The sequence below is a fragment of the Candidatus Poriferisodalis sp. genome, assembly GCF_965208895.1.
In the GTDB taxonomy this organism is placed as follows: domain Bacteria; phylum Actinomycetota; class Acidimicrobiia; order Acidimicrobiales; family Poriferisodalaceae; genus Poriferisodalis.
Genome location: NZ_OZ242363.1, coordinates 4,131,973 through 4,146,715 on the forward strand (window position 1 = coordinate 4,131,973; position 14,743 = coordinate 4,146,715).

Below are 14,743 nucleotides of genomic sequence, written 5' to 3' on the forward strand. Positions count from 1 at the left end.
GATGTCGATCGCAGAGACGAATGGCGCCGTCACCGAAGAGCCGGTGGATACCGACCGGATCGAGCGGGCGGTCCGGGAGATCCTGGTCGCCATCGGCGAGGATCCCGACCGTGACGGCCTGCAGAAGACGCCCAAGCGAGTCGCCCGCATGTACGCGGAAGTGTTCGCTGGCCTGCAGGAAGATCCTGAACACCACCTCCAGGTGCAGTTCGAGACTGGCCACGACGAGATGGTCATGGTGCGCGACATTCCCTTCTATTCGATGTGCGAGCACCACCTCATGCCGTTCGTCGGCCGCGCCCACGTCGCCTACATCCCCGGCGAGCGGGGCATGATCACCGGGCTGTCGAAGCTGGCGCGCCTGGTGGAGGCCTACGCCCGACGGCCGCAGGTGCAAGAACGGCTCACCACCCAGGTCGCCGACAAGCTGATGGAGGTGCTCGAGCCCCGGGGCACCCTCGTGGTGGTTGAGGCCGAGCACCAGTGCATGTCGATGCGGGGCGTGCAGAAGCCGGGCTCGCTGACCATCACCTCGGCGGTGCGCGGTCAGTTCCGCAACACCGCGACCCGTGCGGAGGCAATGCACCTCATCGGCGTCGGCCGCTAACGCGTCCACCGGTGCACACCGAGTTGCTCAGCACTACGTGGACGCCCAGCGCCCCCGAGACGCCGTGACGCCTGCCGCGGCAGCACTCGCGGGGCCGCCCCAGTTGGGCCGCAGCGTGCTGGTGCGGCCCGGTGACCGCCCGCCCGAGCCATGGCTGGACTGCGCACACGTCACGGTGAGGACGGGCGATTTCAGCGCCGAGGTCGGTGTCCGGCTGCGCGAAGCCTGGCGCACACGCACCCGCCTGGTCATCGAGCTTGACGGTGAGCTGCCAGATCTGGCGCCTGTGTGGCACGCGCCGTGGTGGGAGCTCACGCCCGGCCTCACCATGCGCTCTGAGGTGTTGGCACACCTGTTGACGGCGAATTGCGTGGATGCTCGGGCCCCGCAGCAACCACGTTTTGCTCCCGTCTCCGCGGCGCTGAAACTGGGCGCGCAGCCCTGCGACGACGCTGCGGCCGCAGATGTGATCACCGACGCCGGTCCGGTGTGGTGTGACGGCGGGCCGCTCGACGCATTCGATCTCGACGCAATGGGATTGGCCTCACCGGTCGTCCCCGCTGCGAATCTGGCTGTCGGCAGTCTGAGGGGCGCCCGGCGTGCAAGTGCGCAGGCCGACCTCGCACCCGATCAGCGCGCAGCGGTCGGCCACCTCGGGGGAGCGGCCTGCATCGTTGCGCCCGCTGGCTCAGGCAAGACACGTGTGCTCACCGAACGTGCTCGCTACTTGGTACGCGATGTCGGCATTACCCCAGGCGCGGTGTGTCTTGTGGCCTTCAACGTGCGTGCCCGCCGCGAGATGCAAGAACGCACGGCGGACCTTCCGGGAATCGAAGTTCGTACGCTGAACAGCCTCGCACTCGCGATCTGCAATGGCAGCGGTCCGTTCGCTCGCCCTTCTCGGCACGGCCGCATCGAGGTGATCGATGAGATGGGCGTGCGCGACCGGCTCGACGGTCTGATCAAGCGTCGACGGCGGGCGATGACCGACCAGCTCGCACCGTGGCTCGAGGCGTTGGGCGCATCTCGACTGGGATTGCGTGATCCGGCCGATGTCGAGTACGACTTCCAACCCGACGTTCCCGACTTCGCATCGGTGGCGCCGAGATTCGTCGAGGACTTGGCGGCGGACGGATTGGCCGACTTCGACCAGCAGATCATCCGAGCGATCGAGATCTTGCTGGCCGACCCGCAGGCTCGTGCCGCTGCACGCCGAGCCTGCGGTGTGCTGCTGGTGGACGAATTCCAGGACTTGACACCGGCACACCTACTGATGATCCGGCTGCTGGCCGGCCCCCGGGCCGATGTATTCGCCGTCGGCGATGACGACCAGACGATCTACGGCTACGCGGGCGCGTCGCCCCAGTGGCTCATCGACTTCGACAAGTACTTCCCCGGGGCTGCGCGCCATCACCTGAACGTGAACTACCGCTGCCCGCCGCCCGTCATCGACGCCGCCATCAACCTGCTGTCGCACAATCGCCGCCGGATCGACAAGCAGGTCACTGCGCCCGAATCAGGCTCAGAAACCCAGCGGGTCACAGCGACGGCGGCCTCAGACGCCGGTCAGGGCGACCGGCGTAGCGCCGGTGGCAATCTCAAGAACCGGACCGTCGTCGTCAAGGCCGTGCCCGAAACGGCTGAAGCGCTTCGGGAATCCGTGACAGCACTGATGGACGATGGTGCAGGGCCATCTGACATTGCTGTGCTGGCGAGGGTCAACAGCACGCTGCTGGTGCCGCAGATCGTGCTTGGCGACATGGGCGTGGTGGCTGATGCGCCACTGGGTCGGGGGTTCATCGAGCGCACCGGTGTCGCGGGCGCGCTGGCGTGGCTCAAGCTGGCCGTCGCGCCCCGTCAATCGCTGCCAAGTGGTGCGTTGTCGGATGCGGCGCGCCGGCCGCCACGCGGAATTTCGCCCCGGGTGATCGAGTGGATCGGCGAGCAGCGCAGTATCGGAGCTCTGCGGGCGCTGGCGGGCCGTCTCAGTGACGAACGCACGGCAACCAAGATCGACGAGTTCGCGGGCGACATCGACATGCTGCGTCAGCGGACCGCAAATGAGCAGCTCTCCACGCAGGCCATTCTTGAGATCGTTCGAGATGAGCTGGGCTTGGGCTCGAGCCTTGACACGCGCCTGGATGCGTCGCGCCGCGCGGTGGACAGATCCGCCCACGGCGACGACCTGCGGGCGCTGATTTCAGTGGCCCATCTGCACCCCGACCCGGCGGGTTTTGCCGGGTGGCTGGCTGACCGCCTGTCCGGGTTCGGCGCTGCGGACACCATCGGCTTCGGCAATGACGAGGCCCGCTCGCAGCGCAACGGCGGCCCGGCGACAACGGCGCGGCGATCAGGGGTGCGGCTGGCAACGGTTCACAAGGTCAAGGGGCTTGAATGGCCCCACGTCATCGTCTTTGAGGCGTCGGCCGGGTTGATGCCGCACCGGCTCGCCCCCGATGTCGAGGAAGAGCGCCGGGTCTTTCACGTGGCGCTGACGCGCTGTTCCGAATCGGTGACCTTCATCAGCGACGACCTGCCGTCCCCATTCCTGACGGAGCTGAGCGAACTGGCGCCGCCGATGCCAGAAGTGCCCGAATCGGCGCAGTCCGCCGAGTCCGTGCGAGGAACGCAACGGGGTAACGGTTCTTCTGGCCCTGCCGACTCAGGCGGCACACCGGCCTTGCCGGGCACCGACGCAAGCCCGGCGACCCGTCGTTCGAAGCCCGAACCCCCGTCTGATCCGGATGATGCGGCGCTGTTCGAGGCACTGCGTGCGTGGCGCCTTGAGCGAAGCCGGGCCGACGCAGTACCGGCATTCGTCGTCTTCGCCGATGCGGTCCTGATTGCTCTCGCCACACAGCGTCCCCGCAACGAGGTCGAGTTGCTGGCCGTGTCGGGCATCGGGCCGGCGAAACTCGACTCCTACGGTGCCGAGGTGCTCTCCGTCATTGCCGAACACGCCTGACGGCGCCGTGCCCGCGTCGCCGAAATTGGAGCGGAGCTTGGCTACACCGCGAGCGGCCCCTCGCCGGCGAGGAACCGCTGGGCCATCACCATCAGCACTACCCAATATTCGGCGCTGGGTACGAGGTCCTCGAGCGTCGCTTCGAAAGTTGCCTCTCGTGCATCGGTATGACCGGCTGACGTGACACCGTGCAGGGTGATTGACGGGCCGCCCTCGAACAGTGCGAGCAGATCGGCGATGGGCGCGTCGAACACCGCATCGACCTCGTCGCGTGCCAGCACGTAGTCGGTGAGCGGACGGTCATCGCGCAGCAGGTACACGCTGGTCAGCTCGCAGTTCAGCGTGCCTTCGCCGCTGTCATCGGCCAGCCTGCGGACGCCCAGCGGCACCAGATCGGCGCTGGCGGGTCTCACGCCGAGTTCTTCTTCGAGTTCTCGCACGCCATCGAGCGGTGTCTCGCCGGCGGCAAGATGCCCGGCAGCGCTGATGTCGAGCAATCCCGGAAACGCAGCCTTGGAGCGAGTGCGTCGCTGCAGCACGGCCGTCGGAACGCCGTCACGCAGCGTGACGATCTGACAGTGGAACACGCGGTGCCACTCGCCTCGCTCGTGAACCTCGTTCCGCGGGGCCGTGCGCAGGTAGCGCCCCGCCTCGTCGACGACGTCGAGCTGCTCTACCCCGGGCGCGCTGTCGGTCATCGCCACATTCTTCCCGCTGGCGCGGCAGACGACGAAACAGGCAGCAGCGCGCGGCCGACAGCCACTACGCCTCCGGCGATGGCCCCGACAGCGGGAGCGGCTACAGCAGCGCGGTGTACTTGTCGAGAATCGGCAGCACCGTGTCGGCGTCGGCCGGCGGCAGCGCCAGCACCACCCGGGTGCAGCCGATCTCGGAGAGGCTTTCGAGGATCTCGGGCTTGGGAGGCGTGCCGAACTGGCCGAACTCGATGTCATCGGCGTCGCGGCCGGCTTCGATCGCGGATTCCCGGATCTGCTTCATCGGCACTTCGAGGTCGTAGCGGCCCGAAATCGGCATCCAGCCGTCGCAGAACTCGACGATGTCGGCGATGGTCTTCGGCCCAGCGGCGCCGCCCAGGATCACCTTGGGGCCGCCTTCCTGCACGGGCTTGGGCCAGGCCCACGATGAATCGAAGTTCACCCAGTCGCCGTGGAACTCGGCCTCGTCGTTGGTCCACAGCTCGCGCACTGCCAGCATCATCTCGCGGGTGATCGCACGCCGGTCGGTGTACTTGACGCCGTGGTTGCGGAGTTCTTCCTTGTTCCAGCCGTAGCCGATGCCCAAGATGAACCGGCCGTTCGAGATCCGGTCCACCGTGGCGGCTTCCTTGGCCAGCCAGATCGGGTCGCGCTGGGCAACGAGTGTGATGCCGGTGCCGAGCACGAGGTTCTCGGTGACTGCGGCAGCGGCGCCGAGCGACACGAACTGGTCATGGGTGCGCCAGTACTCCTCAGGCAGCGGCGGTGCGCCCTCATTGCCGCCCCATGGCGTCTCGCGGCTGGTGGGAATGTGGCTGTGCTCGGGGAACCACAGCGACTCGAAGCCCCGTTCCTCGACAGCTTTGGCCAACTCGACAGGCCCGATGGCCTTGTCGGTGGGGAACATCATCACGCCGATTTTCACGGTGGTCCTCCTGGGGATTGGCGAGGGTGGCCGGTGATGGCCGCCGCTGAGGGTAACGGGCACGAGTCACTGGTGCCCGGTTGGCGAGAATTGCGAGGGCGGGCCGGAGCGGCGCTGGTTCTCCCCGAACGTGGCGTAACGTTGCGCTGATTCGTAACGAGCAGCTGCTCGGACTGCCAACAATGAGGTCCGGCGGCCTAGAGGCCCGCAAGGCCAGGCGATGTGGAGGCACAGTGAAAATCACCATTGACGTCGACAAGTGCATCGGCAGCGGATCGTGCGAGATGATCGCTCCGGGCATTTTCGAGGTGGGCGACGACGGTCTCGTACAGCTGCTCGAGAACAGTCCCAGCGCCGAGCATCACGGCGTTGTGCGCACGGCAGCGGCCAGCTGCCCCACGCAGGTCATCTCGGTGGACGACTGAGTCGCAGCACAACTCCGAGTCGCAGCGCAGTGCAGTAGCGCCGGCCTCAGAATCGACACAGGCCGTTCGCGCCTCCACCGGTACGCTCCAAATCAAGAGCTGACCCGTCAGCTCTTCAGATTCGGGAAGTGGCGCAGCCTGGTAGCGCACCTGCTTTGGGAGCAGGGGGTCGTGGGTTCAAATCCCGCCTTCCCGACCGCTGGCTGGGGCCGACGCCCGAGAATCAAACGCCCCCGTCGAGCCCGAAAGGGAGGCTCAGCGGGCGGTGGGGAATCCCAGGTCGACGCCGCGGTCGGCTGGGTTGGGCCAGTGTTCGGTCACCGCCTTGAGCCGTGTGTAGAAGCGGATGCCCTCGGGGCCGTGCATGTGGTGGTCGCCGAACAGCGAGTCCTTCCAGCCGCCGAAGGAGTGGTATGCCATCGGCACCGGGATGGCCACATTCACGCCGACCATCCCGACGGGGGCCTCGCGCCGGAACCGCCGTGCAGCTCCGCCGTCACGGGTGAACAGCGCCACACCGTTGCCGAACTGGTTGTTCTCGATGAGCTCCATCGCATCTTCGAACGAGTCCACCCGCACCAGGCACAGCACGGGCCCGAAGATCTCGTCCTCGTAGACCTTCATCTCGGGCGTTACCTCGTCGAGCAGCGTCGGGCCGACCCAGTAGCCGTCCGGGTGGCCGTCCACCACCAGCTCGCGACCGTCGCGCACCAGCACTGCGCCCTCGGACTCGCCCAAGTCGATGTAGCTGAGCACGCGGTCACGGTGCTCGGCCGTCACGAGCGGCCCCATGTCCACCGCCTCGGTGCCCAGCCCCGGGCCAATACGCAGCGCATCGATCCGCTCGCAGATCTCCCCGGCCAAGTCATCAGCAATCGCCCCCACTGCCACGACTACCGAGATGGCCATGCAGCGCTCGCCGGCCGACCCGTAGCCAGCCGACACCGCAGCGTCGGCTGCCTGGCCGAGGTCAGCGTCGGGCAGCACGATCATGTGGTTCTTGGCCCCACCCAACGCCTGAACCCGCTTGCCGGCCATCGACGCCGTGCGATGCACATGGCGGGCGATCGGCGTCGAGCCCACGAAGCTCACCGCGTCGATCCCGGAGTGCTCGCACAGCCCATTCACCGCATCGGCATCGCCGTGGAGCACGCTGAACACGCCGTCGGGCAGCCCCGCTTCGGCGAACAGCTCGCCGATGCGCACCGATACCGATGGATCCTTCTCCGACGGCTTGAGCACGAAGCAGTTCCCGGCGGCGATCGCCACCGGGTACATCCACATCGGCACCATCGCCGGGAAGTTGAACGGCGTGATGCCCGCAACCACGCCCACCGGCTGGCGGACCGTGTACGCATCGTGCTCGGTGCTGATGTCGTCAGTGCGCTCACCCTTGAGCAACTGACCGATGCCGCAGGCGAACTCCACCACTTCGATCCCTCGTCGCAGCTCGCCAAGCGCATCGGCGCGCACCTTGCCGTGCTCGGCCGAGACCATCTCGGCCAGTTCCAAACGGTGCTCCTCGAGCAGTTCCCGGAAGGCGAACATGACCGCGGCCCGAGACGAAATGGAGGCCTCCCGCCACCCCTCCCACGCCGTTCGTGCCGTGCTCACAGCCACGTCCACGTCGCCCGCAGACGCCATGGGAACGGTGGCGACAACACCGCCGGTCACTGGGTCGGTCACATCGAACATCGTCTTGGGCGACCCTTGCGTGCGCTGACCGCCGATCCAGTGGTCGACTTGCCTCATGAGAGTCCTCCTTGCCGGCTGTGCTCATCGTCGAGCGGACGCGCCGAAGGATCGCATTTTCGCAGCCCTGAGCGATGTTCGGGAACGCTGCGGAGAGCGGGGTACGGAGGGGCATTGCGTTTCGCGCAACGTGGCTAGACGGTTAGTTCCAAGGGGTGCGGGCGGAACTCGGCCTTGGATGTGGCCGAGAATGGCCAAAAGACATCAGAGGTGGTGGGCCGACGCCGGGATCGATGTTCCTGTGCGCCGCAGATGTTGGGAGGCTCTCCGCTGCATTCGCCGCGAACGTCCGCTCGCACGCCAGCCACGAAGCGTCCACGAATGCCTTACCGAGTCTTTCAGTCAGTTTCATTGCAGATCCTCGCTCATGCCCTTGGAACTAATCATCTAGAGTCCGCGCCTATGAGCGACGTCAATCCGATTCCCGCCGACCGGCCCTTCGTGGTGCCCTACATGACCATCGGGGCCCGCACCGATGGGTCTGCAGGTGGTGCCGCCGATGCCATCGAGTGGTACACGGCTGCGTTCGGGGCCAGCGAGACCAACCGTCAGATGGCACCGGGGGGCGACAAGGTGATGCACGCCGAAATGGTGCTCGGCGATGGCCTGCTGTTCCTCGCCGACGACTTCCCGGAATGGTCGGGAGAAAGCTCCGCCCCAGCGGCGCTCAACGGCTCGACCGTTACCATGCACCGCTACGTCGCCGACTGCGACGCGACCATCAACGCGGCCGTTGCGCTCGGCGCGGAAGTGCTGATGCCCCCGACCGACATGTTCTGGGGAGACCGATTCGGGAGCATTCGCGACCCGTTCGGCCACAAGTGGTCCATTGCGACCCATGTGAGAGACGTGACCCCCGAAGAGATGGAAGCTGCCGCAGCAGCGATGTTCGCCGAGGGACCGGAGGCATAAGCCATGGCAGTCACTGAACTCGCAGGAAGGATCGCAGTCGTCACCGGCGGCGGCACGGGCATGGGACGTGAGCTGGTGTGTCGGCTAGCAGCCGCAGGAGCGCACGTTGCCGCCTGCGATCTCAATACCGAGACGCTGCAGCAGGCGATCGACCTCGCAGGGGCACGCGCAGCCAGCGGCGTACGAATCACCACGCACCAGTGCGATGTCACCGACGCTGACGCCGTAGCGGCCTTTGCCGCCGAGGTCGCCGAACAGCACGACTCCGACCACATCAATCTGCTGTTCAACAACGCTGGCGTCGGCGGTGGCGGCAGCTTCGTCATCGACGACCAGCGTGAAGCCTGGGACAAGACCTTCGAGGTCTGCTGGAACGGCGTGCTGAACTGCGCCCGTGCGTTCATGGACATGCTCGTACGTTCCGATGCAGGCGCGATGGTCAACACCGCCAGCATCAATGGCTTCTGGGCGACCATCGGCCCTGGTTTGCCGCATACCTCCTATTGCGCCGCGAAGTTTGCGGTAAAGGGGTTCACCGAGGCACTCATGCAGGACTTGGCGCTGCACGCGCCGCACGTCAGCGCCCACGTGGTGATGCCTGGCCACATCGGCACCGAGATAGCGCGGAACAGCTTCACCACCCACGGCGCAGACATCCCGCTCATTCGCAAGAACATGCAGGCGAGGGGCATCAACCTCGATGGATTCAGCGACGAGCAGATCGAAGGTTTCGTCAACGATCGCAACACACGATTCCGCGATGACGCCCCGACGACCGCGGCACAGGCGGCTGAGGTCATCCTGTCGGACGTGCTGGCTGGCCGGTGGCGAATTCTGGTTGGCGACGATGCGTATGCCATCGATGAGGCAGTAAGGGCCGATCCTGAAGCCGCCTACACCGAGCCGTTCATCGAGGGGCTGCGTGACCAGGGGCATCTGCAGGTGCTCGGCCGCTAGCAGGCAGCCATCTTCGAGTTCGGACTGTGCGAGAGGGGCCCGAGATCGAGCGGGTCAGGGGAAGCTGAGCAGGTGGAGCTGATCGTTGGACCTCGGACCAGGGTCACGCCGTTCACCGACCGCGCCGCCGCCGTGGGCATGACCAAGGCGATGGTGTACAACCACACAGTTCTGCCCATCGGAACTGACGACCCGGCAGCGGAATACCGGGCGCTCACCGAGACTGCGGCGATCTGGGACGTGGGCTGCGAGCGTCAGGTGCAGATCGCTGGGCCCGATGCTCACCGTCTCATCACCTATCTCTGCGCCCGCGATTTGCGAGACCTGCAGGTAGGTGTCGCCCGCTACGCGCCGATGTGCGATCACCAGGGCCGGCTCGTGAACGATCCGATGGCACTTCGCATCGATGACACGACGTTCTGGCTCTCCATCGCAGACAGCGACGTGCTGCTGTGGGTACGGGCAGTGGCCGGTGAGAGGGGATACGGCGTCGAGGTCACCGAGCCGGACGTCTGGCCGTTGGCGATCCAGGGGCCCCGCGCCGAAGACGTGGTTGCTGCAGCGCTGGGGGAGTGGGTGCGCGACCTGCGTTTCTTCCGGTTCGAACGGTACGACCACAGCCTCGAAGGCCGCAGCATCCCGATGGTGGTGTGCCGCTCGGGCTGGTCCGGCCAGGACGGCTTCGAACTCTTCTTGATGGACGGCGCCATGGGCGAACAGCTCTGGGACCTGCTGTGGGGCGCCGGTCAGCCCTTCGGCCTCGGGGTCGGCGCGCCGAACAACCCAGAGCGCATCGAGAGCTTCTTGCTGTCGTTCGGCGGCGACACAGACTCCGAGAGCGATCCAGACGAAGCCGGCATCGGTCGGTTCGTCAGCCTGAAGAGTGACGACCCTGGCCGGGCAGGCCACGACTTCATCGGCAGGGAGGCGCTGCGGGCCCGGCGGACATCTGGCACCCAGCGGCGTCTGGTCGGGGTCATCATCGACGGCGGGCCTCCGATGCCATTGCGATCGCCCCGTGCACTACGCAGTCCCGATGGGCGCCCTGCGGGCACGCTGCGGGCACTCACACGCTCCCCACGATTCAACGCCAATATCGGCCTCGCACTGCTGGACCCACCATGGTTCGAGCCCGGCGCTGAGCTAGAAGTCATCCTCGACGGTGCCGACCGCTCGGCCACGACGACATCGCTGCCGTTCACCCTCGACTCGTAGCGATTCAATCCAGCCGCACGCGCGCCGCTACCCTCGGCGTTCCTCGCGGACGTAGTTCAACGGCCAGAACCTCAGCCTTCCAAGCTGATGATGCACGCGGCGCCTCTGGCGCCGCCATCGAGACGGCGATTCCCGTCGTCCGCTCGCTGGGGTTCGGCAGTGCGCTATGTGCGCGCCGCTACCCTCGGCGTTCCTCGCGGACGTAGTTCAACGGCCAGAACCTCAGCCTTCCAAGCTGATGATGCGGGTTCGATTCCCGTCGTCCGCTCACTCGAAGCTCAGCCTTCCAAGCTGATGATGCTGGCAGCACATGGTGTGCTGCGGGGGACTCAGTGATTCCCGTCGTCCGCTCACTCGAACCTCAGCCTTCCAAGCTGATGATGCTGGCAGCACATGGTGTGCTGCGGGGGACTCAGTGATTCCCGTCGTCCGCTCACTCGAACCTCAGCCTTCCAAGCTGATGATGCTGGCAGCACATGGTGTGCTGCGGGGAGCTCAGTGATTCCCGTCGTCCGCTCGCCTAGGCGGCGCGGATGGGGCCGTCCTCAAGAACTTGACGGTTCTCGATCACCTCGTCGATGATCCCGTACTCCTTGGCGGCCTCTGCATCCATGATGAAGTCGCGGTCGGTGTCGGCGTGAATCCGCTCAAGGTCCTGGCCGGTGTGGTGCGCAATGATCCGCTCGAGCCGCTCGCGCATCCGATCGATCTCCCGAGCCGCCAGCTCGATGTCGGTCGCCTGACCCATCGCCTGCCCGTAGGGCTGATGCAGCAGCACCCGCGCATTGGGCAGCGCCATTCGCTTGCCCGGGGTTCCCGCCGCCAGCAGCACCGCGGCTGCCGACGCTGCCTGACCCAGGCAGATTGTGGTGATGTCGTTGCGGATGTACTGGCTGGTGTCGTAGATGGCGAACAGGGAACTGATATCGCCGCCGGGCGAGTTGATGTAGATGTTGATGTCCTTGTCGGGATTCTCCGACTCCAGGTGGATCATCTGTGCGCATACCAGGTTGGCGATCACGTCGTCGATGGGCGTGCCCAAGAAGATGATGTTCTCCTTCAGCAGTCGCGAGTACAGGTCGTAGGCGCGCTCGCCGCGGTTGGTCTGCTCCACAACCGTGGGCACGAGGTAGTTGCGCGCGCTGTGCCGTGCGGCACCGTGGCCGTCGTGGTCGTGGCTTGCGGAGAACTCGGTGGTCACCATCGGTCCTTAATCGTCTTCGTCTGCGGAGTCTGGGTCTTCGGGGTCATCGGGCGTCGGCAGTTCGAGTTCCGAGCGATCGATTGTGTCGCCTTCCGGCCCCACAAGCACAGCGGCTTCAATTGCCCATTGAAGCGCCTTGTTCTTGCAAATGGCTGCCGTCAAGTGTGCGAGACCATCAGTCTCGGCCATGACTTCTCGCAACTGGGCCGGGCTGCGACCATCGTTGGCCGCCATTTTCTCCAGCTCGGCGTCGACGTCATCATCGTCAGCCTGCAAGTCCTCGGCCGTGGACAGGGCGCGCAGTGCCAGATCCAGGCGCACGCCCCGCTCGGCATCGTCACTCAGTTCACCGATGAATGACGCCGGCTCCTGCCCCGTCGCCTCCAACCACTCCTCGATCGTCATGTTGCGTTGCTGCAGCCCGCTGCCCAGTTCGGACATGCGATCCGCGATGGCTCCGCTCACCATGGCGTCAGGCACGGGGCCCTCCACCAGGCCAGCTAGCTGTTTCTGAATCTCGTCGCGCAGCACCATGTTGGCCTGCATGATCCGTCCGAAGCCGAGCTGCCGTGCTGTGGCCTCACGCAAGTCCTCGACCGTGTCGTATTCGGTGTTCTCGTCGACCCATTCATCGGTCAGATCGGGCAAGACGAGCTCAGACACAGCGTTGACGGTGATCTCGAAGTCAATCTCCATCTCCGTCTGAACCGGATGCGGTGCGCTGAATGACAGTTCGGCGCCCGCCTTGCTGCCGCGCAGCTGCTCGTCAACCTCGGGAACGATGCCGCCGCTGCCCACCTCGTACAGGTAGTCCTGTGCCGACAGCCCGGGCAGCGGATCGCCTGCCACCGAACCCTCGATGTCAATCGTGACCCGGTCGCCGTCATCGGCGGGCCGCTCCACCTCGGCGATATCGGCAAATTGGCGGCGCGTCTCGTCGATGCGAGCCTCGATCTCATCTTCGGGCGGCACCGGGCTGGGAATCTCCACCTGCAAGGTCTCATATCCCGAGATCGAGACCACCGGTCGGATCTCGACGGTTGCCTCGAACGCCACCGGACCTTCGCTGCCGTCGAGTGTGAGTTCCAGCTCGGGCTGGTTCACCACGTCGACTTGATTGTCACGCACGGCCTCGGCGTAGTAGCGGGGCACCGCTTCTTCGAGCGCCTGAGCGCGACCGATTTCTGATCCGAAGTGCGATTCCAGCACGCGGCGGGGAGCCCGCCCCGGTCGGAATCCCGGGATGCGCACCTCGCGGGCGAGCTTGCGGAACGCAGCCTCGATGTCGGCATCGAAGGTCTCCGCGTCGACTTCGACGGTCAGCTTGACGCGGGGTCCCACGAAGCGCTGCTGCGCGTCGTCCTCGTGGGCGGACTCATGTTCGTCGTCGTGCTCGGCCTCGCCGGCGCCGAGGGCGTCGCTGTCGATCTCCTCAGCGACTCCGTTGGCATCCGGAGACTCGGCGGAAGCCGACGCTTTGTCGGGGAGGGATGGATCAGGTTCAGATACTGGCGCGGGCCCGATGAAATCCGCTGGGTCCAGCGGCGTCAGCGTCGTCTTCACGAAGCGCGGAGCCTACCGGTGCGCTCCGACCGCTCCCCGTGGCCCCGAGACAGCAGACCGTCCAAACAGATCACGACATGCCGCTCGGGCTGTGCCATCCTTGGCGGTCGTCGCTCGGCGCGCGTGCGGTCGGACCGTGTGCGAACCTTGACAGTCCAACGACATGCAGGATCTCCCAGGAGTTCTTGCCGGAGAATCCTCAGAAGATCTTTCAGGAGGGAGGTGCAGCGTGGCGAAGTTTGGCGAGGGAGGCGAGCTGCTCAAGTGCTCGTTCTGCGGCAAGTCGCAGAAGCAGGTGCGCAAGCTCATCGCGGGCCCGGGCGTCTATATCTGCGACGAGTGCATCGACCTGTGCAATGAGATCATTGACGACGAGGTCGAGACCACCACCGAGACGCCGTTCGAATCGGTACCCAAGCCGCGCGAGATCTTCGCCTTCCTCGACGACTACATCATCGATCAGGACCGCACCAAGACGATCCTGTCGGTTGCGGTCTACAACCACTACAAGCGCATGCGCCTTGAGCCCTCCGGTCCGGGCGCATCCGACGACATCGAGATCGCCAAGTCGAACATCTTGCTGATCGGTCCGACTGGCTGCGGCAAGACGATGATGGCGCAGACGCTGGCCCGCATGCTCAACGTGCCCTTTGCCATCGCCGACGCCACGGCGCTCACGGAAGCCGGCTATGTGGGCGAAGACGTCGAGAACATCCTGCTCAAGCTCCTGCAGGCGGCGGACTTTGACGTGAAGCGGGCCGAGACCGGCATTGTCTACATCGACGAGATCGACAAGATCGCCCGCAAGGCCGAGAACGCTTCGATCACCCGCGATGTGTCGGGCGAGGGGGTCCAGCAAGCGCTGCTCAAGATCCTCGAAGGCACGATGGCATCCGTTCCCCCGCAGGGCGGCCGCAAGCACCCGCACCAAGAGTTCCTGCAGATCGACACCAGCAACGTGCTGTTCATCTGCGGAGGCGCTTTTGACGGCCTCGAGCGGCTCATCGCTGACCGAATCGGCGAACGGGGCGTCGGTTTCGGTGCGACGCTGCGCAACGCGATGGACAGCTCTGCGCTGGACGTTCTGCCCGATGTTCTGCCTGAAGACCTGCGCCACTTCGGCCTGATCCCCGAGTTCATCGGCAGGCTCCCCGTCGTCGGTGTTGTCGACCCGCTCGGTCCCGACGCACTGCGACGCATCCTCACCGAGCCGAAGAATGCCTTGATCCGTCAGTACCGCCGGATGTTCGAACTCGACGACGTCGAGCTCGAATTCACCGTCGATGCACTCGAAGCGATCGTGGATCAGGCGATGCTGCGTAACACGGGTGCCCGGGGACTTCGAGCGATTCTCGAAGAGGTCCTGCTGGGGCTGATGTACGACCTGCCGAGCCGTGACGACGTGGCTCGCTGCATCGTCGATCGGAAAGTGGTGCTCGACAAGGTGAACCCCACCCTGGTGCCTCGGTCGACCGTCACGCGCCGCGCCTCTTGAGCAACGC

12 protein-coding genes and 3 tRNA genes are annotated in these 14,743 nt (G+C 65.8%); 10 read left to right on the top strand and 5 right to left on the bottom strand.

The features are described from left to right. Position 1: 1 nt before the first annotated feature. Both folE and ACOGJB_RS18545 read left to right on the top strand, forming a co-directional pair. Positions 2-607 (top strand): GTP cyclohydrolase I FolE, encoded by a 606-nt coding sequence (folE, locus tag ACOGJB_RS18540; protein ID WP_419838553.1) that lies wholly within the window; start codon positions 2-4, stop codon positions 605-607. Positions 608-671: 64 nt separating this feature from the next. Then, positions 672-3,572 carry an ATP-dependent DNA helicase UvrD2 gene (locus ACOGJB_RS18545; protein ID WP_419838554.1) on the top strand — a complete coding sequence of 967 codons (2,901 nt, stop codon included), beginning with the start codon at positions 672-674 and terminating at the stop codon, positions 3,570-3,572. Positions 3,573-3,613: 41 nt separating this feature from the next. Here ACOGJB_RS18545 and ACOGJB_RS18550 read toward each other — a convergent pair whose 3' ends face one another. Both ACOGJB_RS18550 and ACOGJB_RS18555 read right to left on the bottom strand, forming a co-directional pair. Beyond that, positions 3,614-4,270 (bottom strand): NUDIX hydrolase, encoded by a 657-nt coding sequence (locus ACOGJB_RS18550; RefSeq protein WP_419838555.1) that lies wholly within the window; start codon positions 4,268-4,270, stop codon positions 3,614-3,616. A gap of 100 nt (positions 4,271-4,370) precedes the next feature. Next, positions 4,371-5,213, bottom strand: coding sequence for an LLM class F420-dependent oxidoreductase (locus ACOGJB_RS18555; RefSeq protein ID WP_419838556.1), 843 nt, complete (start codon positions 5,211-5,213; stop codon positions 4,371-4,373). A 233-nt stretch (positions 5,214-5,446) separates the two neighbouring features. Here ACOGJB_RS18555 and ACOGJB_RS18560 point away from each other — a divergent pair, with 233 nt between their 5' ends. Both ACOGJB_RS18560 and ACOGJB_RS18565 read left to right on the top strand, forming a co-directional pair. Continuing rightward, positions 5,447-5,638, top strand: coding sequence for a ferredoxin (locus ACOGJB_RS18560; RefSeq protein ID WP_419838557.1), 192 nt, complete (start codon positions 5,447-5,449; stop codon positions 5,636-5,638). Between the two features lie 122 nt (positions 5,639-5,760). Then, positions 5,761-5,834: transfer RNA gene (locus ACOGJB_RS18565), tRNA-Pro, on the top strand. Positions 5,835-5,893: 59 nt separating this feature from the next. Here the strand turns inward: ACOGJB_RS18565 and ACOGJB_RS18570 are convergent. After that, a complete protein-coding gene (locus ACOGJB_RS18570; protein WP_419838558.1) occupies positions 5,894-7,390 on the bottom strand; it encodes a CoA-acylating methylmalonate-semialdehyde dehydrogenase in 1,497 nt (498 codons plus the stop codon). A gap of 402 nt (positions 7,391-7,792) precedes the next feature. Between ACOGJB_RS18570 and ACOGJB_RS18575 the strand changes: the two genes are divergently transcribed. From ACOGJB_RS18575 to ACOGJB_RS18595, 5 genes are all read left to right on the top strand, one after another. Further along, positions 7,793-8,302, top strand: coding sequence for a VOC family protein (locus tag ACOGJB_RS18575; protein ID WP_419838559.1), 510 nt, complete (start codon positions 7,793-7,795; stop codon positions 8,300-8,302). A gap of 3 nt (positions 8,303-8,305) precedes the next feature. Next, complete coding sequence (locus ACOGJB_RS18580; protein ID WP_419838560.1) at positions 8,306-9,259, top strand: SDR family NAD(P)-dependent oxidoreductase; 954 nt, start codon at positions 8,306-8,308, stop codon at positions 9,257-9,259. Positions 9,260-9,331: 72 nt separating this feature from the next. Further along, the gene (locus tag ACOGJB_RS18585) at positions 9,332-10,474 is read left to right on the top strand and encodes a glycine cleavage T C-terminal barrel domain-containing protein (protein WP_419838561.1); all 1,143 of its coding nucleotides are present in this window, start codon (positions 9,332-9,334) and stop codon (positions 10,472-10,474) included. Positions 10,475-10,519: 45 nt separating this feature from the next. Then, positions 10,520-10,618: transfer RNA gene (locus ACOGJB_RS18590), tRNA-Gly, on the top strand. A 52-nt stretch (positions 10,619-10,670) separates the two neighbouring features. After that, positions 10,671-10,742: transfer RNA gene (locus ACOGJB_RS18595), tRNA-Gly, on the top strand. 252 nt (positions 10,743-10,994) lie between these two features. Here ACOGJB_RS18595 and ACOGJB_RS18600 read toward each other — a convergent pair. Together ACOGJB_RS18600 and tig are read right to left on the bottom strand one after the other, a co-directional pair. Then, positions 10,995-11,678 carry an ATP-dependent Clp protease proteolytic subunit gene (locus tag ACOGJB_RS18600; RefSeq protein WP_419838562.1) on the bottom strand — a complete coding sequence of 228 codons (684 nt, stop codon included), beginning with the start codon at positions 11,676-11,678 and terminating at the stop codon, positions 10,995-10,997. A 6-nt stretch (positions 11,679-11,684) separates the two neighbouring features. Beyond that, positions 11,685-13,241, bottom strand: coding sequence for a trigger factor (gene tig / locus ACOGJB_RS18605; RefSeq protein WP_419838563.1), 1,557 nt, complete (start codon positions 13,239-13,241; stop codon positions 11,685-11,687). Positions 13,242-13,470: 229 nt separating this feature from the next. On the opposite strand from tig, the gene clpX reads away from it, so the two are divergent. Then, the gene (clpX, locus tag ACOGJB_RS18610) at positions 13,471-14,736 is read left to right on the top strand and encodes an ATP-dependent Clp protease ATP-binding subunit ClpX (protein WP_419838564.1); all 1,266 of its coding nucleotides are present in this window, start codon (positions 13,471-13,473) and stop codon (positions 14,734-14,736) included. The last annotated feature ends 7 nt before the right edge of the window (positions 14,737-14,743 follow it).

Excerpts from the sequence above, each read along its gene's own strand:
- ACOGJB_RS18575 (WP_419838559.1), top strand. The coding sequence starts at position 7,793 with ATGAGCGACGTCAATCCGATTCCCGCCGACCGGCCCTTCGTGGTGCCC.
- ACOGJB_RS18580 (WP_419838560.1), top strand. The coding sequence starts at position 8,306 with ATGGCAGTCACTGAACTCGCAGGAAGGATCGCAGTCGTCACCGGCGGC.
- ACOGJB_RS18550 (WP_419838555.1), bottom strand. The coding sequence starts at position 4,270 with ATGACCGACAGCGCGCCCGGGGTAGAGCAGCTCGACGTCGTCGACGAG.
- ACOGJB_RS18600 (WP_419838562.1), bottom strand. The coding sequence starts at position 11,678 with ATGGTGACCACCGAGTTCTCCGCAAGCCACGACCACGACGGCCACGGT.
- ACOGJB_RS18570 (WP_419838558.1), bottom strand. The coding sequence starts at position 7,390 with ATGAGGCAAGTCGACCACTGGATCGGCGGTCAGCGCACGCAAGGGTCG.
- folE (WP_419838553.1), top strand. The coding sequence starts at position 2 with ATGTCGATCGCAGAGACGAATGGCGCCGTCACCGAAGAGCCGGTGGAT.